General features: G+C 67.1%; 25 protein-coding genes. 13 read left to right on the top strand and 12 right to left on the bottom strand.

Annotated features, from left to right (window positions below):
• Nucleotide 1: 1 nt before the first annotated feature.
• The 4 genes from secF to EPA64_RS07430 all read right to left on the bottom strand — a co-directional run bounded on the left by secF (nucleotide 2) and on the right by EPA64_RS07430 (nucleotide 4,390).
• Complete coding sequence (secF, locus tag EPA64_RS07415; protein WP_134725639.1) at nucleotides 2-994, bottom strand: protein translocase subunit SecF; 993 nt, start codon at nucleotides 992-994, stop codon at nucleotides 2-4.
• 10 nt (nucleotides 995-1,004) lie between these two features.
• The gene (gene secD / locus EPA64_RS07420; protein WP_134725640.1) at nucleotides 1,005-2,669 is read right to left on the bottom strand and encodes a protein translocase subunit SecD; all 1,665 of its coding nucleotides are present in this window, start codon (nucleotides 2,667-2,669) and stop codon (nucleotides 1,005-1,007) included.
• 7 nt (nucleotides 2,670-2,676) lie between these two features.
• The gene (gene yajC / locus EPA64_RS07425; protein ID WP_134725641.1) at nucleotides 2,677-3,012 is read right to left on the bottom strand and encodes a preprotein translocase subunit YajC; all 336 of its coding nucleotides are present in this window, start codon (nucleotides 3,010-3,012) and stop codon (nucleotides 2,677-2,679) included.
• Between the two features lie 214 nt (nucleotides 3,013-3,226).
• Nucleotides 3,227-4,390: a M20 aminoacylase family protein gene (locus EPA64_RS07430; protein WP_134725642.1), complete on the bottom strand. Its 1,164-nt coding sequence runs from the start codon at nucleotides 4,388-4,390 to the stop codon at nucleotides 3,227-3,229.
• A 64-nt stretch (nucleotides 4,391-4,454) separates the two neighbouring features.
• Between EPA64_RS07430 and mazG the strand changes: the two genes are divergently transcribed.
• Nucleotides 4,455-5,252, top strand: a complete 798-nt coding sequence (mazG, locus tag EPA64_RS07435; RefSeq protein ID WP_134725643.1) for a nucleoside triphosphate pyrophosphohydrolase — start codon at nucleotides 4,455-4,457, stop codon at nucleotides 5,250-5,252.
• Here mazG and EPA64_RS07440 read toward each other — a convergent pair.
• Both EPA64_RS07440 and dusA read right to left on the bottom strand, forming a co-directional pair.
• Nucleotides 5,249-6,055, bottom strand: coding sequence for a sulfite exporter TauE/SafE family protein (locus EPA64_RS07440; protein WP_134725644.1), 807 nt, complete (start codon nucleotides 6,053-6,055; stop codon nucleotides 5,249-5,251). The genes mazG and EPA64_RS07440 overlap by 4 nt on opposite strands.
• A 267-nt stretch (nucleotides 6,056-6,322) precedes the next feature.
• Nucleotides 6,323-7,252, bottom strand: coding sequence for a tRNA dihydrouridine(20/20a) synthase DusA (dusA, locus tag EPA64_RS07445; protein WP_246026660.1), 930 nt, complete (start codon nucleotides 7,250-7,252; stop codon nucleotides 6,323-6,325).
• Between dusA and EPA64_RS07450 the strand changes: the two genes are divergently transcribed.
• The 6 genes from EPA64_RS07450 (at nucleotide 7,251) to EPA64_RS07475 (ending at nucleotide 14,789) form a co-directional block, all read left to right on the top strand.
• Complete coding sequence (locus EPA64_RS07450) at nucleotides 7,251-8,357, top strand: MurR/RpiR family transcriptional regulator (RefSeq protein ID WP_246026661.1); 1,107 nt, start codon at nucleotides 7,251-7,253, stop codon at nucleotides 8,355-8,357. The two genes, dusA and EPA64_RS07450, sit on opposite strands and share 2 nt — an antisense overlap.
• Before the next feature lie 27 nt (nucleotides 8,358-8,384).
• The gene (locus EPA64_RS07455; protein WP_134725646.1) at nucleotides 8,385-9,512 is read left to right on the top strand and encodes an ABC transporter substrate-binding protein; all 1,128 of its coding nucleotides are present in this window, start codon (nucleotides 8,385-8,387) and stop codon (nucleotides 9,510-9,512) included.
• A 118-nt stretch (nucleotides 9,513-9,630) separates the two neighbouring features.
• Complete coding sequence (locus EPA64_RS07460; protein ID WP_134725647.1) at nucleotides 9,631-11,316, top strand: ABC transporter permease; 1,686 nt, start codon at nucleotides 9,631-9,633, stop codon at nucleotides 11,314-11,316.
• Nucleotides 11,313-12,413 carry an ABC transporter ATP-binding protein gene (locus tag EPA64_RS07465; RefSeq protein ID WP_134725648.1) on the top strand — a complete coding sequence of 367 codons (1,101 nt, stop codon included), beginning with the start codon at nucleotides 11,313-11,315 and terminating at the stop codon, nucleotides 12,411-12,413. Before EPA64_RS07460 ends, EPA64_RS07465 begins: the two co-directional genes overlap by 4 nt.
• Nucleotides 12,410-13,015 carry a histidine phosphatase family protein gene (locus tag EPA64_RS07470; protein ID WP_134725649.1) on the top strand — a complete coding sequence of 202 codons (606 nt, stop codon included), beginning with the start codon at nucleotides 12,410-12,412 and terminating at the stop codon, nucleotides 13,013-13,015. The genes EPA64_RS07465 and EPA64_RS07470 overlap by 4 nt, the downstream gene beginning before the upstream one ends.
• A 112-nt stretch (nucleotides 13,016-13,127) precedes the next feature.
• A complete protein-coding gene (locus tag EPA64_RS07475) occupies nucleotides 13,128-14,789 on the top strand; it encodes a Na/Pi cotransporter family protein (protein ID WP_134725650.1) in 1,662 nt (553 codons plus the stop codon).
• Nucleotides 14,790-14,856: 67 nt separating this feature from the next.
• Here the strand turns inward: EPA64_RS07475 and EPA64_RS07480 are convergent, their stop codons facing one another.
• The 6 genes from EPA64_RS07480 to EPA64_RS16450 all read right to left on the bottom strand — a co-directional run bounded on the left by EPA64_RS07480 (nucleotide 14,857) and on the right by EPA64_RS16450 (nucleotide 20,713).
• Complete coding sequence (locus EPA64_RS07480; protein WP_134725651.1) at nucleotides 14,857-15,054, bottom strand: hypothetical protein; 198 nt, start codon at nucleotides 15,052-15,054, stop codon at nucleotides 14,857-14,859.
• Between the two features lie 169 nt (nucleotides 15,055-15,223).
• Entirely contained in the window at nucleotides 15,224-16,408 is a 1,185-nt protein-coding gene (locus tag EPA64_RS07485; protein WP_134725652.1) for a 2Fe-2S iron-sulfur cluster-binding protein, read from the bottom strand.
• Nucleotides 16,405-17,226 (bottom strand): FAD binding domain-containing protein, encoded by an 822-nt coding sequence (locus EPA64_RS07490; protein WP_134725653.1) that lies wholly within the window; start codon nucleotides 17,224-17,226, stop codon nucleotides 16,405-16,407. The genes EPA64_RS07485 and EPA64_RS07490 overlap by 4 nt, the downstream gene beginning before the upstream one ends.
• Nucleotides 17,223-19,568 (bottom strand): xanthine dehydrogenase family protein molybdopterin-binding subunit, encoded by a 2,346-nt coding sequence (locus tag EPA64_RS07495; protein ID WP_134725654.1) that lies wholly within the window; start codon nucleotides 19,566-19,568, stop codon nucleotides 17,223-17,225. The genes EPA64_RS07490 and EPA64_RS07495 overlap by 4 nt, the downstream gene beginning before the upstream one ends.
• A gap of 187 nt (nucleotides 19,569-19,755) precedes the next feature.
• Nucleotides 19,756-20,265 (bottom strand): MarR family winged helix-turn-helix transcriptional regulator, encoded by a 510-nt coding sequence (locus tag EPA64_RS07500; RefSeq protein ID WP_134725655.1) that lies wholly within the window; start codon nucleotides 20,263-20,265, stop codon nucleotides 19,756-19,758.
• A 73-nt stretch (nucleotides 20,266-20,338) separates the two neighbouring features.
• Nucleotides 20,339-20,713: a hypothetical protein gene (locus tag EPA64_RS16450; RefSeq protein WP_220443721.1), complete on the bottom strand. Its 375-nt coding sequence runs from the start codon at nucleotides 20,711-20,713 to the stop codon at nucleotides 20,339-20,341.
• Between EPA64_RS16450 and EPA64_RS07505 the strand changes: the two genes are divergently transcribed.
• The 6 genes from EPA64_RS07505 to EPA64_RS07530 all read left to right on the top strand — a co-directional run bounded on the left by EPA64_RS07505 (nucleotide 20,694) and on the right by EPA64_RS07530 (nucleotide 26,963).
• Nucleotides 20,694-21,683 (top strand): type 2 periplasmic-binding domain-containing protein, encoded by a 990-nt coding sequence (locus tag EPA64_RS07505; protein WP_220443722.1) that lies wholly within the window; start codon nucleotides 20,694-20,696, stop codon nucleotides 21,681-21,683. The two genes, EPA64_RS16450 and EPA64_RS07505, sit on opposite strands and share 20 nt — an antisense overlap.
• Nucleotides 21,684-21,776: 93 nt before the next feature.
• A complete protein-coding gene (locus EPA64_RS07510; RefSeq protein ID WP_134725657.1) occupies nucleotides 21,777-22,376 on the top strand; it encodes a TRAP transporter small permease subunit in 600 nt (199 codons plus the stop codon).
• On the top strand, nucleotides 22,373-24,013 hold the full coding sequence (locus EPA64_RS07515; RefSeq protein ID WP_134725658.1) for a TRAP transporter large permease: 1,641 nt from the start codon (nucleotides 22,373-22,375) through the stop codon (nucleotides 24,011-24,013). Before EPA64_RS07510 ends, EPA64_RS07515 begins: the two co-directional genes overlap by 4 nt.
• Nucleotides 24,010-25,146 (top strand): TRAP transporter substrate-binding protein, encoded by a 1,137-nt coding sequence (locus EPA64_RS07520; protein WP_220443723.1) that lies wholly within the window; start codon nucleotides 24,010-24,012, stop codon nucleotides 25,144-25,146. Before EPA64_RS07515 ends, EPA64_RS07520 begins: the two co-directional genes overlap by 4 nt.
• Nucleotides 25,147-25,179: 33 nt before the next feature.
• Complete coding sequence (locus EPA64_RS07525) at nucleotides 25,180-25,683, top strand: TRAP transporter small permease (RefSeq protein WP_134725659.1); 504 nt, start codon at nucleotides 25,180-25,182, stop codon at nucleotides 25,681-25,683.
• A complete protein-coding gene (locus tag EPA64_RS07530; protein ID WP_134725660.1) occupies nucleotides 25,683-26,963 on the top strand; it encodes a TRAP transporter large permease in 1,281 nt (426 codons plus the stop codon). Before EPA64_RS07525 ends, EPA64_RS07530 begins: the two co-directional genes overlap by 1 nt.
• Nucleotides 26,964-26,998 lie beyond the last annotated feature (35 nt).

The following is a 26,998-nucleotide window of genomic DNA, read 5'->3' on the forward strand; positions in this document are numbered from 1 at the left end:
GTCAGGGCGCGTCCTGGAACGGCGTGCCGTGGGTGTCGCTCAGCTCGGCCTTGTCCTTGACGGGCTTGGACCAGTCGCGCTTGACGCCCAGCCACAGCACGATGTTCTTGGCGACATAGATCGTCGAATAACAGCCGACGAACACGCCCCACAGCATCGCGAACACGAACCCGCGGATCACGTCGCCGCCCAGAACCAGCATCGCGGTCAGCGCGATGGCCGTGGTCACGGCCGTCATCACGGTGCGCGACAGCGTCTCGTTCGTGGACAGGTTCAGGACGTCGATCAACGGCATCGTCTTGTATTTCATCAGGTTCTCGCGCAGACGGTCGAACACGACGACGGTGTCGTTGATCGACGTGCCTAGGATCGTCAGCAGCGCGGCGATGGTGGTCAGGTCGAACTTGATCTGGAACAGCGAGAATATCCCGACGGTCAGCAGGACGTCGTGGATCAGCGCGAACACGCCGCCGACCGCGAACTGCCATTCAAAGCGCAGCCAGATATACAGCAGGATGCCAAGGGCCGCCGCGGCCACCGCATAGACGGCGGTCATGATCAGCTCGCCCGAGACCTTGGGACCGACCGATTCGACGGCGGCAAAGGTGATCTGCGGATCGACCGTCTTCAGCGCCGCCTCGATCCGGTTCAGCTCTTCGGGGCTGACCGATCCGGTCTCGTCGGTGGCGCCGATGCGGATCTGGGCGACGTGCCGGTCGGCGCCGAAGCTGGGATCGAAGACCTCGGTGATCGACACGTCGCCGATGTCCAGGCCCGACAGAGACTGGCGATAGTCGGCAACCTCGAACGCGGTCGGGCTTTCGGTGCGGATCGTCGTCCCGCCCCGGAAGTCGATGCCGAAGTTCAGCCCCATCGTCATCGTCACGATGACCGAGGCGACCATCAGCAAGCCCGAGATGCCGAAGCTGAGCCACTGCCAGCGGAAAAAGTTGATCTTGGTGTTCGCGGGAACCAGTTTCAGACGGAATGCCATGTCGGTTCCCCTACAGTTCCAGCGTCTTGGGTCGGCGCCATTGCAGCCAGAAGACGATCATCAGCCGCGTCAGATAGATCGCGGTAAAGACCGACGTGATCAGGCCGATGGTCAGCGTCACGGCAAAGCCCTTGACCGGGCCGGACCCCAGGAAGAACATCACCAAGGCCGCGATGAAGGTCGTGACGTTCGCGTCGATGATCGCGCTCAGCGCCTCGTTGAAGCCGTCGTCGATGGCGCGCACGACGGCCTTGCCCTCGCGCAGCTCGTCCCGGATGCGTTCATAGATGATGACGTTGGCGTCCACCGCGGTGCCGACGGTCAGCACGATCCCCGCGATGCCGGGCAGCGTCAGCGTGGCCCCCATTGCCGACATCACGGCCAAAATCAGGATGACGTTGGCGGTGACGGCGACCGACGCGAAGACGCCGAACAGCCCATAGCTGGCGATCATGTAGGCGACGACGCCGATCGTGGCGACGGTGGCCGCGATCTTGCCCGCGTCGATGCTGTCCTGCCCCAGTTCCGGGCCAATGGTCCGTTCCTCAAGGAACGTCATCTCGGCCGGCAGGGCGCCCGCGCGCAGCAGCACGGCCAGCTGGGTCGACGAATCGACGTCCATCGATCCCGAAATCTGCCCCGACCCCGTGGTGATCGCCTGCCGGATCACCGGGGCCGAGATGACCTGGTTGTCCAGCACGATGGCAAAGGGCTGGTGGATGTTGGCCGAGGTATAGGCCCCGAACCGCTTGGCGCCCGACGGGTTGAACCGGAAATCCACCGCCGGCTGGCCGTTCTGGTCGAAACTGGGCCGCGCGTCGGTCAGATCCTCGCCGGTAACCACGGGGGCCTCGGCCAGGGTGTAATAGACGCCCGTCTCGTCCACCGAGGGCAGCACGACATTGCCCAGCCCGGCGCTGGCGTTCGGGTCGGTGCCCCGGCCGATCACCGGGTTGAAGGTCAGCTTGGCGGTGGTGCCGATCAGCTTCTTCAGCTCTTCGGCGGACCCGATGCCGGGCACCTGGATCAGGATGCGGTCCTTGCCCTGGCGCTGGATGGTGGGTTCGCGGGTGCCGACCTCGTCCACGCGGCGGCGCACGATTTCCAGCGACTGCTGGATGGTGCGGTCGTCGGTGGCGGCCTTTTCGGCCTCCGACATCCGCACGATCAGCGTGCCGCCGCTGGCCGTGATGTCCAGATCCGACTGCCCCGCTCCGCTGAGCGACACGACCGGGGTCGCCAGCGTGCGCGCGATCTGGACGGCCTGCGCCATCTGGTCGGGGTTGCCGATCTCGACATGCAGCTCGTCGTCCGGGCCGGGGACGCGGCGCACGGCACCCACCACGTCGCGCTGCGCGGCCAGTGCCTGGCGCAGTTCCGGCCACAGCGCGGTCATGCGCGATTTATAGACGTCGGCGACATGCACCTCGCCCAGCAGATGGGCGCCGCCGCGCAGGTCCAGCCCCAGGTTGACCAGCGTCGAGGGCAGCCAGTCGGGCCACAGCGCCCGGTCCGCCGCCTGTTCAGGCGTCTCGAATCCCGCCCGTTCCGCGGCGATGACGGCGTCGTTGTGCGTCTCGACCCGCGAATAGAACAGGTTGGGCATCGCATAAAGAAGACCCAGGGCGATCAGCCCCAGGATCACCAGCCGCTTCCAGAACGGGATGTGCAGCATCGCGGGGTCAGCCGTTCGCGGCCACGGGCGCGCCGGCCGTCACGACCGACGCGATGGTCCCGCGCACCACGCGGACGCGGACGCCCGAGGCGATCTCGACCTCGATCTCGTCGTCGCGCACCGAGGTGACCTTGCCCAGGATGCCGCCCTGGGTGACGATCTGGTCGCCCTTTTTCAGGCCCGACACCATCGCGCGATGCTTGGCGAACTTGCGCTGCTGGGGGCGCAGGATCAGGAAATACATGATCGCAAACACCAGCAGCAGCGGGATGAACTGGGCGAATGCGGCTGCGCCGCCCGCGGCCGGGGCTGCGGCCTGAGCATAGGCGGGGGAAACGAACATGGGCGATCCTTCACATGGCCTGCGGTCGTCCGCGGTGGCCCCGCGGCGGATTGGCGCGCAACCTAGTCGCGGGGCGGCGCGATGTCCAGAAACCCCGGCGGCCTGCCTGTGCGGTTCCGGTCACGCTTGCGCGGGTTGCAGCGACGGTGCCCGGCATGCCGCCCCCTCGCCGGGGGACGGCCGCGATGCGCCGGTCCGTTTCGTGGACGGCCCGTCAGCCCAGCGGCTGCGCGCGTTCCACCAGCCGGGCGAAGAAGCTGGCCCCGATGGGCGCGATCTCGTCGTTGAAATCATAGGCCGGGTGGTGCAGCCCGGCCCCCGGCCCCTGCCCCAGGAACAGATAGGCGCCCGGCCGGACCTGCAGCATATAGCTGAAATCCTCGGCCCCCATCTCGCGCCCCGCCGCGGCATCGACGTTGGCCGCGCCCGCGACCTCAACCGCGACGGCGGCGGCCAGGGCGGTCGCATCGGGGTCGTTCACCGTCGCCGGGTCGCCGACATGATAGTCCAGCCGCGCCTCGACGCCGAAGGACGCGGCCTGCCCGGCCACGATGTCCTGCATCCGGCGCATGACCATCGCCTGCACCGCGGGGTCGAAGGTGCGCACGGTGCCGTTGATATAGGCGGTGTCGGGCACGATGTTGTGCGCCGATCCGGTGTGGATCTGCGTGACCGACACGACCAGATCGTCCAAGGCCTTGTGGTTGCGGCTGACGATGGTCTGCAGCGCCTGCACGATGCCAACGGCCGCGACCACGGGATCGGCCGTCTCGTGCGGCATGGCGGCGTGGCCGCCCCTGCCGGTGATGTGGATGTCGAACGCGTCCACCGCGGCCATGATCGGGCCGGGGATCGTCTGAAAGTTGCCCAGCGGCTGGTTGGGGCTGTTGTGCAGCGCGAACACCTGAGCGATGCCGAAACGGTCCATGATGCCCTCGTCCACCATGACCTTGGCGCCCGCGCCCCCCTCCTCGGCGGGCTGGAAGATCAGCGCCACGCGACCGGCGAAGTTGCGCGTCTCGGCCAGATATTTCGCCGCCCCCAGCAGCATCGTGGTGTGGCCGTCATGGCCGCAGGCATGCATCTTGCCCGGCGTCAGCGACGCATGGGCCGCGCCCGTCGCCTCGGCGATGGGCAGGGCGTCCATGTCGGCGCGCAGGCCGATGGTGGGACCATCGCCCCGGCCGTTGATGATCGCCACCATGCCGGTCTGCGCGATCCCCTCGTGCAGCTCGTCCACGCCGATCTCGCGCAGGCGGGCGGCGACGAAGGCCGCGGTCTGGCCCAGGTCGAACTGCAACTCGGGGTGCTGGTGCAGGTGGCGGCGCCAGGCGGTCATCTCGTCGGCATAGGCTGCGATGCGGTTCAGGACGGGCATGGTGGACAATCTCGCGCGGGTTCGGTCAGGGTGCCATCATCCAACCGACGGGGCCAGATTGTCCATGACCGACGCGCGCAATGAGACCGAACGGCTGATCGCCATCATGGCCGCGCTGCGCGACCCCGCGACTGGCTGCCCCTGGGACGTCGAGCAGGATTTCGCGTCCATCGCCCCCTATACCATCGAAGAGGCGCACGAGGTCGCCGACGCCATCGCGCGGCAGGCCTGGGACGAGCTGCCGGGCGAATTGGGCGACCTGCTGCTGCAGGTGGTGTTTCACGCGCAGATGGCGTCCGAGGCGGGGATGTTCGGCTTTGCCGACGTCGCGCGCGCGATTTCCGACAAGCTGGTCGCGCGCCATCCCCATGTCTTCGGCGACGAATCGCGCGACAAGTCCGCCCAGCAGCAGGTCCGCGACTGGGAGGCGATCAAGGCGCAGGAACGCGCGGCCAAGGCGGAACGCGGCACGCTGGACGGCGTGGCGCTGGGGCTGCCCGCGCTGACCCGCGCCGTCAAGTTGCAGAACCGGGCGGCGCGTGTGGGATTCGACTGGCCCGCCACCGATCAGGTGCTGGACAAGCTGGCCGAGGAAACCGCCGAACTGGTCGCCGCCCGCGACAGCGGCGACAAGGCGCATCTGGCCGAGGAAATGGGCGACCTGCTGTTCGTCGTGGCGAACCTTGCCCGCCACCTCGACATCGACCCCGAGGAGGCGCTGCGCGCCGCCAACGCCAAGTTCACCCGCCGTTTCCGCGCCATCGAATCGGCGCTGGCCGCGCAGGGTCGCCGCCCCGACCAGTCGGACCTGGCCGAGATGGACGCGCTTTGGGACGCGGCCAAGGCGGCCGAGCGCGCCTAGAACAGCGCCTTGCGCAGCATGTTCAGCGCGACCACGGCAAGGAAGATCGCAAAGATCCGCTTCAGCAGCCGGGGGTTGGTCCGGTGCGCGAGCGTGGCCCCCAGCGGCGCGGTCAGCGTGGTCATGGCGATGACGACAAGGAACGCGGGCAGGTTGACCGATCCCACCGTGAACGGCGGGGCCTTGGCCATCGGCACGAACAGGAACACCGCGACCGAGGGCACCGCGATCAGCGCCCCGATCCCCGCCGCCGTCGCCACGGCCTGATGGATGGGACGTCCGTGCAGCGTCATCAGCGGCACGCCGAACGACCCGCCCCCGATCCCCAGCAGCACCGAGACGAAGCCGATCGCCGCGCCATAGACGCCGCGCCGCGCGCCGACGGGCATCGCGTTCGCCAGCCGCCAGTCCGACCGCCCGAGCCCCATCCACAGCGCGATCAGGATGACCAGCACGCCAAAGATCGCCTGCAGCGTGGGGGTGCGCAGTTGCGCCACCATCGCCACGCCGGCCACCGCGCCCACGCCGATGGGCAGCGCCCAGCCGCGCAGGACGCCCCAGTCCACCGCGCCGCGCCGGTTGTGCGCCATGACCGACCGCGCCGAGGTGACGATGATCGTCGCCAGCGAGGTCGCAAGGCACATCCGCATCAACTCGTCCGAGCCATAGCCCGCCGCGTCGAACAGCGACACGAAGGCGGGCACCAGCACGATCCCGCCGCCGACCCCCAGCAGCCCGGCCAGGACGCCCGCGAACGCGCCCACGGCGGCGAGCGTCAGGATCAGGGGGATCAATTCGGTCATGGCGCGGCTCCGCAACGGTCGGTCGGCCATAGCGCGGCGCCGGGGCGGTAGCAAACGCGGCGACGCCTTCGGCGCGGGATGGCCGGTGGATGAACGCCTGTCGCGCGCCGGTACAAGGGCGGCGGGTTCGCAGGATGCAAACGGGTTGTCGTGAGACAGCGCGAAGCGGCCGCCGCCGTTCATTCCGCGCCCAGGGCAACAGGCGCGCCGTTGGAACAAGCGCGGGGTCGGTATCGTGGGACAGCGCGACGCGGCCGCGGCCGCCGTTCAGGCCGCGCCCACGGCCGCAAGCGCGGCGTCGTAATCGTCCAGCGTCCCGGCGCTGGCGCGTTCCGACAGGATGCGTTTCCATCCGCGCGCGCCGGGGCGGCCGTGGAACAGTCCCAGCATGTGCCGGGTGATCTGGTGCATGCGCCCGCCGGCCGACAGGTGCCGGGCCAGTTCCTCGCGCATCGCGCGGGCCGCCTCGGCCGGGTCGGCAAAGGGTGGATCGTCGCCCCACAGCGCGTCGGCCCCGCCCAGGATGTCCCAAGGCTGGTGATAGGCGGCGCGCCCGACCATGACCCCGTCCATCACCGCCAGCTGATCCCGCGCGACCGCAAGCGAGCCGATTCCGCCGTTGATCGACAGGTGCAGCGTCGGGAACGCGGCCTTGACGGAATGGACCAGCGGATAGTCCAGCGGCGGGATCTCGCGGTTCTCGCGCGGGGAAAGGCCCTGCAGCCAGGCCTTGCGGGCGTGGATCGACAGGCGGCGCACGCCCGCGTCGCGCATGGTGGCGACAAAGGCGGGCAGCACCTCGGCCGGGTTCTGGTCATCGACGCCGATGCGGCATTTCACCGTGACCTCGACCGGGCTGGCCGCGATCATGGCGGCGACGCAATCGGCGACCAGCGCGGGCGTCTTCATCAGCACCGCGCCGAAGCAACCGGATTGCACCCGGTCGCTGGGGCAGCCGACGTTCAGGTTGATCTCGTCAAAGCCGAAATCGCCGGCGATGCGGGTGGCCTCGCGCAGTTCGGCCGGGTCGGACCCGCCCAGTTGCAGCGCCACCGGCCCCGGCGCGCCCCGCGCCAGCAGCCGCGCCCGGTCGCCGTGGATGACGGCGGGCGCCGTGACCATCTCGGTGTAAAGCAGCGCGCGCCGCGACAGCAGGCGGTGGAACCGGCGGCAGGCCGGGTCGGTCCAGTCCATCATGGGCGCGACGGAAAGCCGTGACGCCCCCCACATCCCGGATTTCAATCGGTCGTTCATATCGGTCTGGACAGCCTGCCGCTTGCGAGATCGATTTTCCTATCCGGTCTTGCCCGGTTTTGCGAGCGGATTTGCTACGGCTGCTGCTCGGTCGGGGGCGGCGCCAAGAGTCAACGCCTCAGTTCAGATCATCCAACCACCCGCACTGATCCTGCTTGACAGACAACATTCTTGCCGAGCAGATAATATCTGCAAAGAGGCTTGCATAATCATGTCGCTGATCGAACGTGTGCGCACCTGCTCCGGCCGGCTGACCGGGACCGACCGGAAAGTCGTCGACATCCTGCTGAACAACAGGGCCGAGGCGCCTTTTCTGTCCGGCCCGCAACTTGCCGAACTGGCCAACGTCCACGAAGCCGCTGCAACGCGCCTAGCCCAGAAGCTGGGATACAAGGGCTATCCCGACATGCGCGCGCAGTTGCAGCGCGAGATGATGGACAGCCAGGACGCCGCCGGACGCATGCGCCGGTCCGTGGCCAAGGTGGAACGCGGCGCCTATCTCGCCGACATCGTTGCGGCCGAACTGGCCGCGCTGGAAAATCTGACGCGCTGCGTGCCGCAGTCGGACATCGACCAAGCCGCCGATATGATCGTGGCGGCCCGCCGGGTGTTCATCTTCGCCCAAGGACACGCGCAATCGCTGCAGGCTTTCCTGCAGCGCAGGCTCGACCGCTTCGGCATGACCACCACCGCGCTGTCGGGACGTGGACGCGACATCGCGGAACGGCTGGTCGCCATGCAGGACGGCGACCTTGTGCTGGCGCTCGCGTTTCGCAAGCAGCCGGCAAGTTATGGCGCGCTTGTCCGCCATGCGGGCGAGGTGGGCGCGCGCAGCATCCTCATCTCGGATCTGGCAGGCCCTACGATGGAGCCGAGGGCGGACCTTCTGCTCGCCGCGCCGCGGGGTCGCTCGGGGGCCGAGTTCCAGACGCCGACGGTCCCTTTTGCGATCGTCAACGGCATCCTGCTGACCATCGCGGGCCGCCACGAAGGGGAAATCATCGGTCGGCTGGACCGCCTGTCCGACCTTTTCGGACGCTTTGACTGACAACGAAAAGCATCAAGGGAGGAAACGATGCTGCACAGACTTCTGCTTCCGACATGCCTGACCGCGCTGGTCGGCGCAGGCGCGGCGATGGCGCAGACGCCCGATCTCGACGGCATGACGCCCGAAGAATTGCTGCCCTTGGCCCAGAGGGAAGGCAAGGTCGTGGTCTTCTCGCTGTCCAGCCGCATCGCGCGCGTCGAAAAGGCCTTCGAGGAAGCCTATCCGGGCATCGACCTGGTCGGCACCGACATGAGCTCGGTCAAGCAGATCGCCCGGATCGAGGCCGAGCAGCAGGCCGGGGTCCACGAGGTCGATGTGGTCTATCTGGCCGACACGCCGGTCGCCTTTACCGCCCTGCTGGAAGCGGGCCGGGTCCAGAACTATGTGCCGCCGCGCGTCGCGGGGGAAATCCCTGCAGCCTTCCAGGCGCCGATGCTCGCCCATCGCCTTTCGACGAAGGTGCTGATGTACAACGAGGCCGCCTATCCCGACGGCTCGCCCATCACCAACCTGTGGCAGTTGACGCTGCCCGAATGGAAGGGCCGGGTCATGATGGTGGACCCGACGCAGCGCGGAGAACTGCTGGACCTGCTGACCGAGATCGCCCTGCATCCCGACGAGATGGCCGCGGCCTACAAGGCGCAGTTCGGAAAGGATATCGAAGTCGAGGACGGGCTGGACGGCGCGGGCGAGCAGTTCATCCAGGATCTGCTTGCCAACGACCTGATCCTGCTGCCCAACAGCGACGTGCTGAACAAGGCGATCGGCGACAAGACCGCCCGGAACCCGCCGGTCGGCTTCGGCACCTATTCCGACCGCCGCGACAACGAGGAGGAAGGCTGGGCGCTGCAGATCGCCAACGACGTCGAACCCGCGAACGGCATCCTGTTCCCCGCCGTTCTTGCCATCGCCAAGGACGCGCCGCATCCGGCGGCCGCACGGCTGCTGATCGACTTCATGTTCGGCGACGATTCGCCCACCGGCGGCCCGGCCTTCGAGCCGTTCAACGTGCCGGGCGACTATGCCACGCGCGAAACCGTCGCCGACGACCCGGATTCAGTCCCCCTGGACGAAATGAAGGCCTGGACCATCGACCCCGCACGGACGGCGGCGGCCCGCCAGAAGATCGCGGACCTGATCATCACGCTGCAGTGACGCAACCGGCCGGCGCGCGGGGGCGTGCCGGCCGCCAGCCCCCTCAGGGATTTTCGCCATGACATCGCTGTCGGTCCCCATGCCGCGCAGAAGCCGGTGGCTCCGCTCGGGCGTCCTCATGCCCGCCTTCCTTCTCGCGCTCGTGTCGCTGCTGGTGATCGCGCCGCTTGGCCGCATCCTGTTCGCCACGCTCACGCCCGAGGGTATGGACGCCTGGACGGCGGTGCTGGCCAGCCGGTTGTCGGAAAACCTGTTCTGGAAGCCGCTGCTGAACACCATGCTGCTGGGGCTGGGGGTGGCGACCGGCTGCCTGCTGATCGGCGGGTTCCTCGCCTGGCTGGTGGTGCTGACGGACGTGCCGGGGCGGAACCTGCTGAACCTGATGTCCACCCTGCCCTACATGATCCCCAGCTTTGCGGCGGCGCTGGCCTGGGGCACGCTGTTCCGCAACGCGCGGCTGGGCGGTTCGCTGGGGTTCTTCGAGGCGAATGGCATCCCGATCCCGGACTGGCTGGCCTGGGGGCTGGTGCCGACGCTGATCGTGCTGATCGCGCATTACTATTCGCTGGCCTACACGATCATCGCGGCGGCCCTGTCCTCGGTCGGCGCCGACCTGGTCGAGGCCGGGCAGATGGCCGGAGCCAAGCGCGCGCGCATCTTCTTTTCCATCATCCTGCCGGTGGTGACGCCGGCGCTGGTCGCCGCATCCTCGCTGACCTTCGCGGGGGCGGTGTCGAACTTTGCAGCGCCCGCCCTGCTCGGCCTGCCGGTGCGGATGCAGACGCTGTCCACGCGCCTGTTCGGCATGATCGAGACGGGGCAGAACGAGCGCGGCTATGTGATCGCCCTGCTGCTGATCGCGGTGTCGGCGTCGCTGCTGTTCCTGTCAGACCGGCTGGTGTCGGGGCGCCGGGCCTTCACGACGGTGACGGGAAAGGGCGGACGCACCAAGCGGTTCGCGCTCGGGCCTTGGCGCTGGCCGCTGTTTGCCGTGGCCTTCCTTCTCGGCTGCCTGACCACCGTCGTCCCGGTGCTGGTGCTGGCGGCGTCGAGCCTTGCCCCGCAAAGCGGCGCGCTGTTTTCCAACTGGACGCTGCATTTCTGGATCGGCGAGGGCGGCGGCCAGATCGCGCAGGGACAGGCGGGCCTGTTCCGCAACCCCGTCCTGCTGGAAGCCCTCTGGACCACGCTGCGGCTGGGGCTGGTGGTGGCCTTCACCACCATGCTGCTGGGGCTGGCGCTTGCCTGGGTCATCGTCCAGCGCAAGGGCACGCTGATCGCCAACCTGCTGAGCCAGATCGCCTTTCTGCCGCTGCTGGTGCCCAGCATCGCCTTTGCCGCGGCCTATATCGCGTTGTTCGGGGCGCCGATTGGGCCGCTGCCGTCGCTTTACGGAACCTTTGCGCTGCTGGTGCTGGCGGCGACCGCCCATACGCTGCCCTTCGCCGTCCAGTCGGGCCGTTCGGTGCTGGGACAGGTGTCGGCCGACCTGGATGAAAGCGCGCGGCTGACCGGCGCGGGCATCTTCACCCGCATGGCCTTCATCATCTTCCCGCTGGCGGTGCGCGGTCTGATGGCCGGGGCGATCCTCGTCTTCGTCAAGATGGTGCGCGACCTGTCGCTGGTGGTGCTGCTGTTCAGCGCAAGCTCTCCGGTCCTGTCGATGGTCGCCTATCGCTATGCGTCCGAAGGCTTCATGCAGTTCGCCAACGCCATCACCCTTCTGATCCTCGTCATGTGCCTCGGCGCGTCGGTCGCGGCACATCTTTTGCAAACCCGTGTGCAGAAGTGGAAGCAACCATGAACGCCCAATCGTCCGTCACGACGGCCGCCATCGAAATCCGCGGCCTCTGCAAGCGTTTCGGCCGATTCACTGCGGTCAACAACGTCAACATCGTGGTGCCCAAGGGCGCCTTCCTCGTCCTTGTCGGTCCCTCGGGTTGCGGCAAGTCCACGCTTTTGCGGATGCTGGCGGGGTTGGAGGGCCCCAGCGAGGGCGAGATCCGCTTCATGGGCCGCACCATGTCCAGCGGCGCGGGCGGCGTGATCGCCGACGCGGGGGCGCGCGATGCCGGGCTGGTCTTTCAGTCCTATGCGCTGTGGCCGCACATGACGGTGGCCCAGAACATCGAGTTTCCGTTGAAGGTCGCCCGCTGGCCCCGGCAGCGGCGGGCCGAGCGCGTGGCCGAAGTCCTGCGCCTGCTCGACATCACCGCGCTGGCCGGACGTTATCCGGCGGAAATCTCGGGAGGGCAGCAGCAGCGCACGGCCATCGCCCGCACGCTTGCGCCCCAGCCCAGCATCCTGCTGTTCGATGAACCCTTGTCGAACCTCGATGCCAAGCTGCGCGTCGAGATGCGCGCGGAGCTGATGCGCATCCACCGCGCCACGGGGGCCACCTCGGTCTATGTCACCCACGACCAGGTCGAGGCGATGACTATGGCAAGCCACGTCGCCGTTCTGAACGAAGGCCGGGTCGAGCAGTTCGGCCCGCCCATCGAGCTGTTGCGCCACCCGCAGACGACCTTTGTCGCCACCTTCCTGGGCACCCCGCCTGCCAACCTGCTGCCGGTGGTGCGGCGGGGCGCAAGCCTGGTTCTGGGCGACGTGTCGATCGCACCGGCGAGTGTCGCTGGCGAGTTGACCGAAGCCCGGCTGCTCTACCGCCCCCAGCAGGTCGCCATCGGCCGCGTCGATGGCCGCCCTGTCCTTCCCGCGCGCTTCGCAGAAGCCGCGCCCATCGCCGGCCAGACGATGGTGACGGCGATGGTGGGCGATCTGCGCGTGACGGGGATCGCCGACGGCTATTTCACGGCCGAGCCGGGCGCCCCTCTTGAACTCTCTCTGATTGGCGACCCGGATGCGGTGTTCGCCACCAACGGTGAAAGGCTTGCCCGATGAGGCTGATACTGATGCGGCACGGCGAAACGGAATGGAACGCCGAGCAACGCCTGCAGGGGCACGACAACTCGCAGCTGTCCCAGCGCGGGATCAGCCAGGCCAGGGCCTTCACCGCCTATCTGCGCACCCTCGCGCCGGCCCGCGTCGTCTGTTCGGACCTGGGGCGCACGCGCCAGACCGCCGAGTTGATCGGCCACCACGACGCGCCCTGCGACCCGCGCCTGCGCGAACTGCACATGGGCGAATGGACGGGGCAGACCAAGCCCGACCTGATCGCGCTCCACTCGGACAACTATCACAGCTGGCGCGCAGGCTCGTTCACGCCGCCGCTGGGCGAGACCTGGGGGGACTTCCGGGCGCGCATCGGCGCGGGCCTGCGGGACTGGCTGGCGCGCGGCAAGGGGGATCTGCTGGCCATCGTCCACGGCGGCGTCGTCCGCGCGGCCTGCCACGAATTTCTGGGCCTGCCGCCATCCATGCTGGTGCCGGTCACGCCGGGAACCGCGACCATCCTGCATTTCGACCCCGCCGCGAACGGCGCGGCGCGGCTGGAGGCCTATAACATCGGCGCCGTGGCACCCGACATCTCGGTTGCCGACTGATGCCGATTGATGGCGTCATGCCTGGGAAGATGAGCCTTTTGCGCGCGCAGGCCCCAAGATCAAGGCTTGGCCAGCATGGGGCAGGCAGCCCTGTCCGCGATGGAACACCGCCATGACCTCGGGAACGCTCATGATCGTCGAGCTGCTGGGCGGGATAGCCCTGCTTCTCTGGGGTGTCCGCATGGTCAGGACGGCCGTCATGCGCGGCTGGGGCGAGCGTCTCAAGGGCTTTATCGAGCAGCGGCTGTCGAACAGTCTGCCCGCGTTCGGCGGCGGGATGGTGGTCACGGCCGTCCTGGGCAGCGCCACGGCGATGGCGCTGATCGTCGCGGGGCTGGCGGGCAGCGGCGCCATCGGCGCGGCGGCGGGCCTTGCCGTGCTTTTGGGCGCCGACGTCGGGTCGGCCCTTGTGTCGGGCCTGTTCGCGTCTGGATCGACGGCCGCGGCCAGCCTGGCGCCGCTGTTCCTGTTTGCGGGCTACGTCACCTTCAGCGCCTCGACCGAGTTCCGGCCCCGCAACATCGGCCGTCTGCTGATGGGGCTGGGGCTGATGCTGCTGGCCCTGAAGGGCATTGTCGGCGCGACCGCCCCCCTGCGCGACGCGGCGCTGTTCCACGAGGTGCTGACCGCGCTGACCCGCGAGCCTGTGCTGGGCTTTCTCCTCGGCGTCGTTTTGACCTGGGCCTGCCATTCGACCCTTGCGGTGGTGCTGCTGGTCGCCTCGTTCCTGCTGAACGGCAGCCTGGACGTGGAGGGCGCGCTGCCGGTCATCCTGGGGATCAACTTCGGCGGCGGCCTGCCCGCCGTGACCGCGACGCTGGACCAGCCGCCCGAGGCGCGGCGCCTGCCGCTGGCGAACCTGGTCTGCCGGGGCACGGTCGCGCTTGCCCTCCTTGCTGCGGTGCATCCGCTGGTCGGCCTGGTCGAGCGGCTGCCCCTTGACCCCGTTCACGTGGCGGCGGGATTGCACGCAGCCTTCAACCTGTGCGTCGCCGCGATTTTCCTGCCCTTGTCCGGGCAGGTGGTCGCGCTGGTCTCACGAATCCTGCCCGACGCGCCGGTCCTGAACGACACGCTGGCCGCACCCCGTTATCTTGACACGGCCGCCTTCGCGTCCCCCGCCGCTGCGCTGTCGAACGCCGCCACCGAAACCGCGCGGATGAGCGAGCTTCTCGAGCGCATGTTCACGACCGCGCTGGACGTGCTGGCCACGCAGCGGCTTGAGGGCCTGAAGGAGATCGAGGCGAACGATCTGCGTCTCGGCCATTATCTGCGGTCGGTCCACGGCTATCTGGGGCGGCTGGCGCAAACCCGGCTCGGCCCCGAGGAGGGCCGCAGGACGCTGGACATCATGCTTTACGCCAGCCACCTGGAACACGCGGGCGACGTCATAAAGTTCAGCCTTGCCGACCGGATCAGGACCAAGGTCAAGCTGAACGTCGGCTTCACCCCTGACCAGCAGACCGCGCTGTCCGATCTGTGCGCGATCACCACGGAATCCCTGCGGCTGGTTCCGGCCGCGGTCGCGTCGAACGATGTGGGCGCGGCGGCCCGCCTTGCCACGCAAAAGGACCGCTTCCGCCGGATCGAGGACAAGGTGGTGAGCGAGCACCTCGGCAGCGCGGCGGCCGGTCCCATGTCGTTGCGGAAAAGCGCGCTGTTCATCGATATCGTGCGCGACCTGCACCGGATCAATTCCCACATCGCCTCGTCCGGCTATCCCTCGATCCAGGCTGCGGGACTGCTGTATGAAAGCCGCATCAGAAAGCTCTGATCGCGTCTGGCGAAGCATGGGCTTTGGCTATGAACTGCCGCGATTGCGGCCCTTTTGGATCACCTTTTCAGGCAACTCTGACGTCCTCGGCCTCGGACGGGATCGATAAGGGCAGCTCTTTCGGCCCCGGCGTCATATCCTCGACCGCCGCCCGCTTGCGCCGCTTTGCCACCACCTTCGGGTTCGTAGGGAAAGCAGTCCACCGGACCGTTTTCTGATCCTCCTCACTCCGCTGCCCGGCGTCGCACGCGACGCTTGCGATCATTGTATTGCAGCCATGACAGCGCGCGTGGTCGTGGCAATCCCGTGACGAACCTGGCCCCAGTGCTTCCAGCCGCAAAAGCCCGGCAGGCAAGAAGGGGCGCCCATGCCGTGACCCAAGACTGACCCACGAGCATCGCTCGCCGGCAGGTCAGTTCCCGTTGCAAATCACATCACCGTCTGCGACGGAAAAAGCCCATCAGGATCGCGCGCATGACGGCCCACAGGCTGACGCCCCTGCTTTCCCGGACCTCGCCCCCCGCCAGCACCGCGTTGCAGTTGGCGACGAACTTTCCGAGGATGTAGTCGACCAGTCCATTCACCAGTTCGGGGCGGTTGAACTGGCCCAGCATCCCCTCGATGCGAAAGCGGAACACCACGCCAACGTCCGAACTGTCCGGCCGGGAACCCGGCCTGACCGAAAGGCCCAGCCGTCCTTCGATGTTGGACTGGCCGCCCCGGTCCTTGCCGCGGCCGGTGACCTGGCCTTCACGCGTCGCGTCGTCGGTCTCGAAAGTCCCGCTCCCCTCGAACCGTGCGGCGATCGGGCCGAAGCGGACGCTGACGTTGCCCGAAAAGGTTTCGCCGTCGGTGTTCTCGATCTGCGCCCCCGGCAGGCAGCGCGCGACGCCACGCAGATCCCGGAACAGGTTCCAGACCGCGTCGACGGAATGGCCCAAGGTCACGTTCCGGCGCACGACGGTCCAGCCGTCCTCGACGCTGGTGTCCCCGGCGGCGGCGGGCTGCGCCTCGGCCGTGTCGTCGACCCGCGCCGCGAATGGGGCGAAACCCTGCGCTGCAAGTTGCGGCATGGGCGGCGGGGACTTGGCGGGAATGCCTGCCGCGTTGCGTTCGTCGATCACATCGCAGATGGACCTGACGATCCCGACATAGCCCGTGCAGCGGCAAAGGTTCCCCGACAACTCGTTGCGGATGCGCGTCTCGTCCGAGGTTTCCAGCCGTTCCACCAGGTCGCGGCTGGTCGCCAGCATCCCGGGGGTGCAGAACCCGCATTGCAGCGCGTGATTGCGGGTGAAGGCCGCGCGAAGGCGGTCCATCATCTCGTCACCACTCCAGCCCTCCAGCGTCTCGACCCGGATGCCGTCGCAGTCACGCGCGAAGGTCAGGCAGGATCGCACCGGGCGTCCGTCGACCATCACCGTGCAGGCCCCGCACACGCCCTGTTCGCAGGCGAGATGCGTGGCCGTCAGGTTCAGCTGATCGCGCAGGATTTCGGCCAGCTGGGTGCGCGGTGACACCACGACGTCGCGGGCCTCGCCATTGACGGTCAGGCGAATCTGCACCGGACGGGGCGCGTTGGTGGCGGTCTTGACGTCGATCCGGCTTTGGTCGGTCATTCGGGGATCACCTTCTTGATGGCGCGCGACAGCGCGGTCGTCAGCAGATGCAGCTTTACCGGATCAAGGCCGTGCAGCCTTTCAGCCAGGGCGGCCCGGATCTCCTCGTCCGCAGGGCAACCGGCGGTTCCGGCAATCGTGGCCGCCAGGTCGGTCAGGACCACAGGGCGCCCGCCCGTGGCCCCCGCGACCAGCCGGACATAGCCGGACGGCGGATGCACGACAAAGGCGCCGATCGCGTCCGCGAACTCGCCGACCTTGCGGGTCACCTTGTAATAGCCCCACAGCGCCGCGCGCATCTCGCTGCGGATTTCCACGGCGGTGATGACTTCCGCGGGCTTGATCGTGGTCCGATAGGCGCCGAGCATGAAGCCGGCGGCCGGCACCCGGCGCGTCTTGCCGCCGGTGTCCATCAGCACGATCGTGGCATCCAGCGCCGTCATGGCGGTGACCCAGTCGGCGGCGGGATCGGCATGGGCCATCGAGCCGCCGACCGTCCCCTTGTTGCGCACCGCGCGATAGGCGATGCCACGCGCGACGTTGCGCAGCATCGGCGGCAGCGGCACCGGGCTGTCGCCATCCTCGATCCGCGCATGGGTGACAGCGGCGCCGATGCTCAGGACGCCATTGCTTTCGCTGATTTCCTTCAACGCCGGGATGCCGCCGACGCCCAGCAGGGTCGAGGGCCGCGCGAGCCGCAGGTTCAACATCGGCCCCAGCGACTGGCCGCCGGCGATGATCTTGGCCGTATCCGACAAGGCGCGGGCGGCCTCGCGGGGCGTTTCGGGGTGCAGGTGATCGAAGGGAACTGGCTTCATTCGGCAGCCCTCTGCTTGGCGCGGGCATCAAGGATCGCTGACAGGACACGATGGGGCGTCGCGGGAACCTGGTTGATTTCGACGCCCAGCGGCGCCAGCGCATCGTTGATGGCGTTGACGATGGCACCGGCGGGGGCGATGGCCGCCCCCTCGCCGACGCCCTTGATGCCGTGGCGGGAATAGGGCGACAGCGTTTCGGAATGTCCCAGCCGAAAGCTCGGCAGTTCGGCCGGTCCGGGCAGGATGTAGTCGGCAAGCGTCGACGTCAAAGGCTGCGCCGCGGCGTCGTAGATCGTTTCCTCGAACAGCGCCGTGCCGATCCCCTGGGCAGCGCCCCCATAGGACTGGCCGTCCAGGATCAGCGGGTTAACGCGCCGGCCGCAATCCTCGAAGATGACATAGTCCAGGATCTGGGTGCGTCCCGTGCCCGGATCGACCTCGACGATCGCGGCATGGGTGGCGTAGGTGAACACCCCGGTGTCGATGTCGGGCTTGTATCCTTCGGTCACCTCAAGGCCCGCGGTGTTCACGTCCTCGGGCAGGCGGTCGGGATGCAGATACCAGGCCGAGGCGATATCGGCGAACGAAACCGACGCCATGTTGTGGAACACGTGGCCGTCGCGGATCTCGACATCCTCGGGTTCACACTGAAGCAGATGGGCGCCGTGGATGCGGATGCGGCGGGCCAGTTCCTCGGCGGCCTTCGACACCGCCCCGCCCGCCATCACCATCCCGCGCGACGCATAGGCGCCGGTCGAATAGGGCGTCAGCCCGGTGTCGCCCATCGTCACCTTCACGCGCGAGATATCGACCTTGAGCCATTCGCAGGCGACCTGCGCGATGCCGGTTTCCAGCCCCTGCCCAAAGCTGTGGTTGCCCGACCGCACCTCGACCGCGCCCGAGGGCACCAGTTTCACCATCGCCTGCTCGTATCCGGGCACCAGCGGCAGCCCCCAGGCTGCAAAGACCTTGGTTCCGTGCGCCGACTGCTCGGTAAAGCTGGAAAAGCCCAGGCCGATATAGCGGCCCTCGGCGGCGGCGGCCTTCTGCCGCTCGCGGAAACTGGCGGCATCGATCATCTTCGCCGCCTCGCGGGCCGCCTGCGGATAATCGCCGGAATCGTAGAACTTTCCGGTGACGTTGACATAGGGCATGGCCGCGCCGGGCACGAGGTTCAGGCAGCGCACCTCCAGCGGGTTCTTGCCCGCGGCGCGGGCGATGGCGTCCATCGTCAGTTCCATCGCAAAGCAGACGCCGGGACGGGCGACGCCCCTGTAGGGCGTGAAGGCAGGCTTGTTCGTGGCCACCGAATAGGTGCGGCACGCATAGGCCGGCACGACATAGGGGCCGGGCAGGTTGCCGCCGGCCTGCGCCGCCTCGAGGCAGGCGGTGAAGGGCCAGACGGAATACGCCCCGATATCCACCCAGATGTCGGCATCCAGCCCCAGCAGGCGGCCGTCGTCGTCGGCATAGGCGGTGATGCGATAGCTGTGTTCGCGCGTGTTGGCGCCTGCCGTCAGGTGCTCGCGCCGGTCTTCGGTCCAGCGGATCGGCCGGTCGGTCTTGCGCGCGACCCAGGCGACAGACAGTTCCTCGGGCTGCAGCACGCATTTATAGCCGAACCCGCCGCCGACGTCGGGCGCGATCACGCGGACGTTCGCCTGATCGAGGCCAAGGCACTCCGAGATGCCCGTGCGGATCAGATGCGGAACTTGCGTCGAGGTATGCACGATCAGCTGGTCGGCCTTGTGGTCCCAGTGAGCAAGGACGCCCTTGCCTTCCATAGGGTTCATCGCCTGGCGGGCCGTCTGATAGCGCCGCTCGATGACGATGGTCGCCTGCTCGCGCGCCTCGGTCAGGTCGCCGTCGTGCCGGGTGGTCAGAAACAGGTTGTCGCCCCATGCCTCGTGCAGCAACGGGGCGTCCTTCTCCAGCGCCGTGGTGGCGTTGGGGACAGCCGGCAGCGGCTCGAGATCCACGATCACCGCCTCGGCCAGATCCTCGGCCTCTGCCCGCGTGGGCGCGATGCAGATCGCGATGCATTCGCCCACATAACGCACCTTGTCCTGCGCCAGCGCCGGATAATCCGACACCTTGTAGGACGGCAGCGTCGACTGCGCCCGGATCGGCCGCAGGTCCGGCATGTCCGCAGCGGTGAAGATGCAGCCTTCGTATCCGTCCGGCTTGGTGATCCCGCGCAGCCGTGCATGGGCAAGCGGGCTGCGGACGAAGGCCGCTTCCCAGCAGCCGGGCAGCTTGATGTCGCCGACGAACGCGGCCTTGCCCTTGAGATGCCGGGCATCTTCCTTGCGAGTGACTGGCGCCCCAATTCCCGAATGCATCTGGAAGCCTTCTCCCCACCTCGTTGAGCCGGTCCGGGGTGCGGGCCCTCACCAGACCTGCGCCCCCTGCCTTGATTAGTCAGTATACGTCATAATTCTGACCGAACAAGTCGCTGGTGGTTGCGGAAACCAGAAACCTCGGGCCGAAGGATGGCTGGTCCGCGACCGCGCCAGCGCGTGCCCGAACTCACACCCGCGACTGGCGTCCGCGTCCATAGGCGTCGTTGGCCTCGACCAGCTCCGCCAAAAGCTCCAGGAACTGCCGCCGCTTTCCAGCGTCCAGCGGCTGCAGCAGCCGGTCCGAGGCGGCGCGCATGCCGGCCAGCAGCTCTTGGGTGATTCGCAGCCCCTCATCGGTGATGAAGACCTGACGCGACCGGCGGTCGCGCTGATCGACCTGACGGCGCAGATAGCCCTTGCCTTCCAGCCGCCTGACGACGTCGGCCGTGGTGGTGCGGTCCAGCCCCAGATAGGCGCCGATCTCGGTCTGGTCGACGCCCGGCCTGACCTTGACCGCCGTCAGGACACCGTATTGCACCGGCGTCACATTCTCGTGCCCGCACTCTTCGAAGAACATCGCATAGTGGATCTGGTTCAGCCGCCGGATCAGATAGCCGGGACGCCCCAGCAGGATCTGCTTTGCCAGCTCGGCTTCGTCGATCGGCAGCGATTCGGCCCGCGCGGGAAGGGAATTCATGGTGGTCACTCCTGATTGAGGTTGTCCGCACACGGATCGGTCGCGGGGGTCGGAACGGCGCGAGTGCGCCCGATCACAATGCAGTCACTCGTGTTCGCGTCATCACGTTTTTGCCCCGGGTGTCGCAAGGACATTTCCGTCCCGCGTCCCGCAACTGCCGTTTTCCCCGGCAAACTGGCTGCACGCTGCCCATCACACCTGTCCTTTTCATCTGCCCCGAACCTTTTCCTTGACGCACTTCCACGACCACGGAATAAATGTTCAGTATGCGGAGCATATACAGCCGAAGGGCACAAGCTCGCAGCAGGATGTCAGGGAGAGAGACATTGGAACGCAGGAAATTCTTGGCCAGCGTCGCTGGCTTGTCGGCGGCAGGCGCCCTTGCTGCACCGGCGATCGTGCAGGCGCAGGACGTCGTTCGCTGGCGGATGTCGACCAGCTGGCCCAAGACGCTTGACGTGATGTACGGATCGGCCGAGGCCCTGTGCGCCCGCGTCGGCGAGCTTTCGGGCGGCCGATTCGAGATCCGCGCCTTTCCGGCGGGCGAGATCGTGCCGCCGCCCCAGAACCTCGACGCCGTGTCGAACGGCTCGGTCGAATGTTGCCACACGCTGGCTTCGTTCCACATCGGCAAGGATCCCGCCCTGGCGTTCGATGCCGGCATGGCGTTCGGCCTGAACGCGCGCCAGCAGGCCGCATGGCTGCACAAGGGCGGCGGCGACGAGTTGCTGCGCAATCTCTACGGCTCGTTCGGGCTGATCAACTTCAACTGCGGCAACACCGGCGTGCAGATGGGCGGCTGGTTCCGCGAAGAGATCAAGTCGGCCGCCGATGTTCAGGGCCTGACGATGCGGATCGGTGGCATCGGCGGGATGGTGCTGTCCAAGCTGGGCGCCGTTCCGCAGCAGATCGCCGCTGGCGACATCTATCCGTCGCTGGAAAAGGGGGCTATCGACGCCGCTGAATGGATCGGGCCGCACGACGACTATCGCCTGGGGCTGCACCGCGTCGCCCCCTATTACTATTCGCCCGGCTGGTGGGAGGGCAGCGCCGCCATCACCTGCGCCGTCGGCCAGGACGCGTGGGGCCGGCTGTCGCCCGAGTTCCAGGCGATGTTCGCGGTCGCCTGCGCCGAACAGGCCCGGACGATGCTGTCCGACTATGACGCGCTGAACCCGATCGCGCTGCGCAAGCTTATCGCTGAAGGCGCCAAGATTGCGTATTTCCCCAAGGATCTGATGGATGCGGCCTTCCAGGCGTCGCAACAGCTGTGGACCGAGCTTTCCGACAGCAGCCCGCATTTCGCGGAAATCTATCCGCAGTGGAAGCAGTTCCAGGAAGAACAGGTCGCCTGGTTCCGCATCGCCGAGAATGCGCTGTCGGGCTATACCAGCAGCGCCCTGAACCAGAAGTCGTAACACGGCCGAAAGAAGGCCCGTCTCGCCCGAACCGCCGCCCCCCTTGCGGGGCGGTGGATCGATGCCCCGATGCCTCACGACAGTTAGAGTCTCATGCTTCACATCTCACGGGCCATTGACCGGTTGAACCTGGCCGTCGGCCGGATCGTCTCCTGGGTGGTCATCGTCGTCGTGGTGATCAGCGCGGGCAACGCGCTCAGCCGCAAGTTCTTCAGTCTCAGCTCCAACGCCTGGCTCGAGGTGCAGCTTTACCTGTTCGGGGTGCTGTTCCTGCTGCCCGCCGGCTATACGCTGTTGAAAAACAGCCATGTCCGCGTGGACATCCTCGCCTCGCGCCTGCCCAAGCGGGTCCAGATCTGGATCGAAATCTTCGGCCTGCTGTTCCTGATGTTCCCGGCGGTGACGCTGATCCTGATCTATGCCTGGCCGCTGTTCTGGTCGTCCCTCGACAGCGCCGAGAGATCGTCGAACGCCGGCGGGCTGCTGCTGTGGCCAGGCAAGCTGATCGTGCTGGTGGGGTTCGCGCTGCTGTTCCTTGCCGGGATCTCGCACCTCATCAAGTGCATCGGCTTTCTGCGCGGCATCAGCCCCGACCCGACGCAAAAGACCGAGGCCACCGAAGAGGCGCAGCTGATCGAAAGCCTGCGCGCCGACCTGGAAAACGAAAACAACGACAGCCGGGGGGCGAAATGACGGCCTTTATCATCGCGAATATCGCGCCGATCATGTTCGCCAGCCTGATCGGGCTGATGCTGCTGGGGTTTCCCGTGGCCTTCGCGCTGGCGGCGAACGGAATCATCTTCGCGTTCGTCGGGGTCGAGCTGGGGCTGCTGTCGCCCGCGCTGCTGCAGGTGCTGCCGCAGCGCATATTCGGCATCATGCTGAACGACGTGCTGCTGGCGCTGCCGTTCTTCACCTTCATGGGGCTGCTGCTGGAACGGTCCGGCATGGCCGAGGATCTGCTTGAAACCATCGGCCAGCTGTTCGGGCCGATCCGCGGCGGCCTTGCCTTTGCGGTGGTCGCGGTGGGCGCGCTGCTGGCGGCGACGACCGGCGTGGTGTCTGCCTCGGTGATCTCGATGGGGCTGATCTCGCTGCCGATCATGCTGCGCTATGGCTATGATCGCTCGGTTGCGACCGGGGTCATCGCGGCCTCGGGGACGCTGTCCCAGATCATCCCGCCCTCACTGACGCTGATCATTCTGGCCGACCAGCTGGGCCGCCCGGTGGGCGACATGTACAAGGGCGCGATCCTTCCGGGCCTGATGCTGACCGGGCTCTACATGCTCTATGTCGCGTGGCTGACGATCTTCAGCCCGCGCAAGGTTCCGGCCATGCCGCCCGAGGTGCTGGCCTATCGCGAACCGAATGGAAGGTCAGGCGCGGTGTCGCTGATCGTCAGCTTCGCCCTCGCCGCGATCGTCAGCTATCTCGGCGTCCGGTTCCTCATGGACGGCCAGCCGCGCGACGTGCGGGTGGTCGCAGGCTTCACCTCGTGGAGCGTGATCGCGTTCCTGATGGCGGCGGTGGACAGGCTGCTGGGCCTGAACCTGCTGTCACGCATCGCGCAACGGACGATCTTTGCGATGATCCCGCCGCTGGCGCTGATCTTCCTTGTGCTGGGAACGATCTTCATCGGTCTGGCCACGCCAACCGAGGGTGGCGCGATGGGCGCGGTGGGGGCACTGCTGCTGGCGCTTGCCAAGGGGCGGCTGACCCTGTCCCGGGTCGAGCAGGCAATGGAAACGACCATGCGCCTGACCAGCTTCGCGGTGTTCATCCTCGTCGGCTCGACCATCTTCGCGCTGACCTTTCGCGCGGTGAACGGCGACCTGTGGGTCGAGCATCTGCTGGTCAGCCTGCCGGGCGGCGAGTGGGGCTTTCTGATCTTTGTCAGCGTGTTCGTGTTCGTCGCCGCGTTCTTCCTGGATTTCTTTGAACTGGCCTTCATCATCATCCCGCTGCTGGGGCCGGTCGCGGAATCGATGGGCGTGGACATGGTCTGGTTCGGCGTCCTGATCGCCCTGAACATGCAGACGTCGTTCATGCACCCGCCGTTCGGTCTGGCGCTGTTCTACCTGCGGTCGGTCGCACCCGATGCAGACTACAAGGACGCGGTGACCGGCCAGAGGATCGCAAGGGTCACGACCGGCCAGATCTATCGGGGATCGATCCCGTTCATCGTGATCCAGATCGTCAGCGTCGCCTTGGTGATGCTGATACCGCAGCTTGTCACGCACTACCGTTCCGCCCTGTCCGAGGTCGATCCGGCGACGATCGAGATGACCGTCGAGGGTTCCGGCTTCGGCACCGACAGCCCGTTCCAGTGATCGCGCCCGGCCGGCACGGCGCTGCCTGCCGGCCGGCACTCCCTCAACGCAGAAATACCCCTTCGTCGCTCGCTTTCGTCTCTGCTGCACCGCACCGCAACATCCCACACAAGGCAGGTTCTTCGATGACGCTCATGAAACCTCTTGCTCTTGCCATCGCCACGGCCGTCGCCGCCGGCCCCGCGACCGCGCAGGACGTCACCCTGCGTATCGGCCATGTCGAGGCCCCCAGTTCCACAACCCAGGTGCTGCTGGAAGCGGTCGCCGGAAAGGTGGCGGAAAAGACGGGCGGCGCGGTCGAGATGGCGATCTTTCCGCAAAGCCAGCTCGGCGGCCAGCGCGAGATGACCGAGGCGGTGCAGTTCGGCGCGCTGGACGCCACGGCCGGGCCCACCGCCTTCATGAGCGGGTTCAATCCGCTTGCGGCGATCATGGATATTCCGTTCCTGTATCCGGCTGATCCGGCGAAGGCCCAGCAGGTCCGCGACGGCGGCTTTGCGGACGCATTCTGCAAGACCTTTGACAGCCGCGGCTTCACCTGCATCGGGCTTTATCCGAACGGCACCAAGCAGTTCACGTCGAACAACCCGATCGCGACGCTCGACGATCTTTCGGGGCAGAAGTTCCGGGTCATGGAATCCGCCGTGCTGGTCGATTCGCTGAAGCCCATCGGCGTGACCGGTGTGCCGATTCCGTTCGGCGAGCTTTACACCTCGTTGCAGACCGGGGTTGTCGATGGGCAGGAGAACCCTATCGACACCATCTACAACATGAAGTTCTTCGAGGTGCAGAGCCACCTGATGCTGACCCGTCATGGCGCCATCGAAAACGTGGTGCTGTTCAATCCGGCGGTCTGGTCGGGGCTGAAGCCGGAATACCAGGACGCGATCACGTCGTCGCTGCGCGAGGTGACGCCGGACATGATCCAGCACAAGCGCGCCGCGGCGGAAAAGTCGCTGGAAGAGATCCGTGCCGCGGGCGTCGATGTGGCCGAGCCCAGCCCCGAACTGCTCGACAACCTGCGAGAGCGGATGTTCCCCGCAGCCCGTGACGCCTTCCTCAGGGGGGCCGGTTCCGAAGGGCAGCAGCTGCTGGACGCCTATCAGGCCGCCTACGACAGCGTCATGAACTGAGCGCGGCCGGGATCGCAGCACACCGAGGACTCCATGCAAACAATCCTGTCAGCCATCCGCGTCGTCGAACGCACCAGTCTTGTCGCCCTGTTGCTGGGGATGTCGTTTCTGTTCGCCTTCAACGTGCTGATGCGGCTGTTCGGCGGAAGTCATGCGGCATCCTTCGGCTGGATCGACGAGGTGGTGCGGATGATGAACATCTTCCTGGTCTTCCTGGCGGCGGGACTTGCCCTTGAACGGGGCAAGCAGGTGGCCGTCGACAGCTTTCAGTCCCGGATCATGGCGTCCACCGGCCTGCCGCTGACCCGCATGATCGACGCGGTGGGCGTTGTCTTTTCGCTCTACATGGCATGGCTGTCGACGAGGATGGCGGCCTTCGTCTTCTCCACCGGCCAGACCAGCGCCACGGTGGGGATCCCGATCGGCTGGCTTTATGTCGCGCCGTGCATCGGGTTCGTGCTGCTCGCGCTGCGGTATGGCGCCAGCTTCGCGGGACTGGTCGACCGCTTTTCCCTGCGTTCCGAGGTGGATGAGTGATGCTCGCGATTGCCATCATCCTGCTGGCCTTTGTCCTGCTGATCACCGGCTTCGAGATGCTCATGGTCCTGGGCATCCCCATGCTGGCCATCAAGGCCGGGTATTTTCCGGCCCTTCCCGAGGTCATCATTCCCCAGCGCATGGTCGGCGGCGTCAACCAGTCGCTGCTGCTGGCGATCCCGTTCTTCCTGTTCGCGGCGGAACTGATGGGCCAAGGCCAGATCGCCCGGCGCCTGACCGGGCTGGTCCGGGCGCTTGTGGGGCATCTGCGCGGCGGCATCGGCTATACGACCATCGGGGGCGCGATGGGCTTTGGTTCCGTGTCGGGTTCGGCCCCCGCCACCGTCGCGGCGATGGGCAAGATCCTTTACCCCGAACTGCGCCGGGCGGGATTCCGGGACAAGTTCTCGCTGGGGCTGATCGTGTCCTCGGCGGAAACCGCGCTGCTCATCCCGCCGTCGATCACGCTGATCGTCTATGGCTGGATCACCGGCACCTCGATTGCGACGCTGTTCGCCGCAGGGCTTGGGATCGGAATCCTGCTGGGCGCGGCTTTCGCCGTCCTGACCTGGATCGAGGCGCGGCGCACGGGGGTTCATGGGGACTCTCGCGCCAGCCTGCGCGAGGTCGGCCTTGCGTTCCGCCGTGCCGGCTGGGCGCTGGGAATGCCGGTGCTGATCCTCGGCGGGATCTACAGCGGCCTGTTCACGGCGACCGAGGCCGCCATCGCCAGCGTGGTCTATGCAATCCTCGTCGAAGGATTCGTCTATCGCAGCCTGACGTTCCGGTCACTGGTCGCAATCGCCGAAAAGACCGCCATCCAGAACTCGGTCATCTTCCTGCTGCTCGCCTTCGGGACGGCGCTGTCCTACTTCATCACGCTGGCGCAGATCCCCCAGCTTCTGATCTCGGGGGTGGAGTATCTGAACGCCGGGCCGATCGTGTTCCTGATGATCGCCAACATCGCCTTCATCATCGCCGGGATGTTCATCGACCCGAACTCGATCCAGCTGATCCTGGTGCCGGCGCTCTATCCGGTCGCCACCAACCTCGGCATCGACCCGATCCACTTCGGGATGATCGTCGCCGTCAACATCTCGCTGGGAATGGTGACGCCGCCCTTCGGCCTGGACCTCTTCGTGGCCTCCTCGACCCTGCAGAAGCCGGTCGGAGAGATCATCGCGGGTGTCTGGCCGTTCATCGCCGTGAACCTCGTCGTGTTGCTGCTGGTCACCTATGTGCCGGGCCTCGCGACCTTCGTTCCCGATCTTCTGCTCTAGTCGCGGCCTGGCAAGGATAAGGCTTGCCCGGCCAA

It is taken from the genome of Paracoccus luteus (assembly GCF_004522155.1).
GTDB classification, from domain to species: Bacteria; Pseudomonadota; Alphaproteobacteria; order Rhodobacterales; family Rhodobacteraceae; genus Paracoccus; species Paracoccus luteus.

Excerpts from the sequence above, each read along its gene's own strand:
- EPA64_RS07480 (WP_134725651.1), bottom strand. The coding sequence starts at position 15,054 with ATGATCGCAAGCGTCGCGTGCGACGCCGGGCAGCGGAGTGAGGAGGAT.
- EPA64_RS07485 (WP_134725652.1), bottom strand. The coding sequence starts at position 16,408 with ATGACCGACCAAAGCCGGATCGACGTCAAGACCGCCACCAACGCGCCC.
- EPA64_RS07440 (WP_134725644.1), bottom strand. The coding sequence starts at position 6,055 with ATGACCGAATTGATCCCCCTGATCCTGACGCTCGCCGCCGTGGGCGCG.
- EPA64_RS07505 (WP_220443722.1), top strand. The coding sequence starts at position 20,694 with ATGTCGACCAGCTGGCCCAAGACGCTTGACGTGATGTACGGATCGGCC.
- dusA (WP_246026660.1), bottom strand. The coding sequence starts at position 7,252 with ATGATGGACTGGACCGACCCGGCCTGCCGCCGGTTCCACCGCCTGCTG.
- EPA64_RS07450 (WP_246026661.1), top strand. The coding sequence starts at position 7,251 with ATGGGCGCGACGGAAAGCCGTGACGCCCCCCACATCCCGGATTTCAAT.
- mazG (WP_134725643.1), top strand. The coding sequence starts at position 4,455 with ATGACCGACGCGCGCAATGAGACCGAACGGCTGATCGCCATCATGGCC.
- EPA64_RS07495 (WP_134725654.1), bottom strand. The coding sequence starts at position 19,568 with ATGCATTCGGGAATTGGGGCGCCAGTCACTCGCAAGGAAGATGCCCGG.
- secF (WP_134725639.1), bottom strand. The coding sequence starts at position 994 with ATGGCATTCCGTCTGAAACTGGTTCCCGCGAACACCAAGATCAACTTT.
- EPA64_RS07465 (WP_134725648.1), top strand. The coding sequence starts at position 11,313 with ATGAACGCCCAATCGTCCGTCACGACGGCCGCCATCGAAATCCGCGGC.
- EPA64_RS07475 (WP_134725650.1), top strand. The coding sequence starts at position 13,128 with ATGACCTCGGGAACGCTCATGATCGTCGAGCTGCTGGGCGGGATAGCC.
- EPA64_RS07460 (WP_134725647.1), top strand. The coding sequence starts at position 9,631 with ATGCCCGCCTTCCTTCTCGCGCTCGTGTCGCTGCTGGTGATCGCGCCG.
- EPA64_RS07455 (WP_134725646.1), top strand. The coding sequence starts at position 8,385 with ATGCTGCACAGACTTCTGCTTCCGACATGCCTGACCGCGCTGGTCGGC.
- EPA64_RS07525 (WP_134725659.1), top strand. The coding sequence starts at position 25,180 with ATGCAAACAATCCTGTCAGCCATCCGCGTCGTCGAACGCACCAGTCTT.
- yajC (WP_134725641.1), bottom strand. The coding sequence starts at position 3,012 with ATGTTCGTTTCCCCCGCCTATGCTCAGGCCGCAGCCCCGGCCGCGGGC.
- EPA64_RS07490 (WP_134725653.1), bottom strand. The coding sequence starts at position 17,226 with ATGAAGCCAGTTCCCTTCGATCACCTGCACCCCGAAACGCCCCGCGAG.
- EPA64_RS07530 (WP_134725660.1), top strand. The coding sequence starts at position 25,683 with ATGCTCGCGATTGCCATCATCCTGCTGGCCTTTGTCCTGCTGATCACC.
- EPA64_RS07510 (WP_134725657.1), top strand. The coding sequence starts at position 21,777 with ATGCTTCACATCTCACGGGCCATTGACCGGTTGAACCTGGCCGTCGGC.
- EPA64_RS07515 (WP_134725658.1), top strand. The coding sequence starts at position 22,373 with ATGACGGCCTTTATCATCGCGAATATCGCGCCGATCATGTTCGCCAGC.
- secD (WP_134725640.1), bottom strand. The coding sequence starts at position 2,669 with ATGCTGCACATCCCGTTCTGGAAGCGGCTGGTGATCCTGGGGCTGATC.
- EPA64_RS07470 (WP_134725649.1), top strand. The coding sequence starts at position 12,410 with ATGAGGCTGATACTGATGCGGCACGGCGAAACGGAATGGAACGCCGAG.
- EPA64_RS07500 (WP_134725655.1), bottom strand. The coding sequence starts at position 20,265 with ATGAATTCCCTTCCCGCGCGGGCCGAATCGCTGCCGATCGACGAAGCC.
- EPA64_RS07430 (WP_134725642.1), bottom strand. The coding sequence starts at position 4,390 with ATGCCCGTCCTGAACCGCATCGCAGCCTATGCCGACGAGATGACCGCC.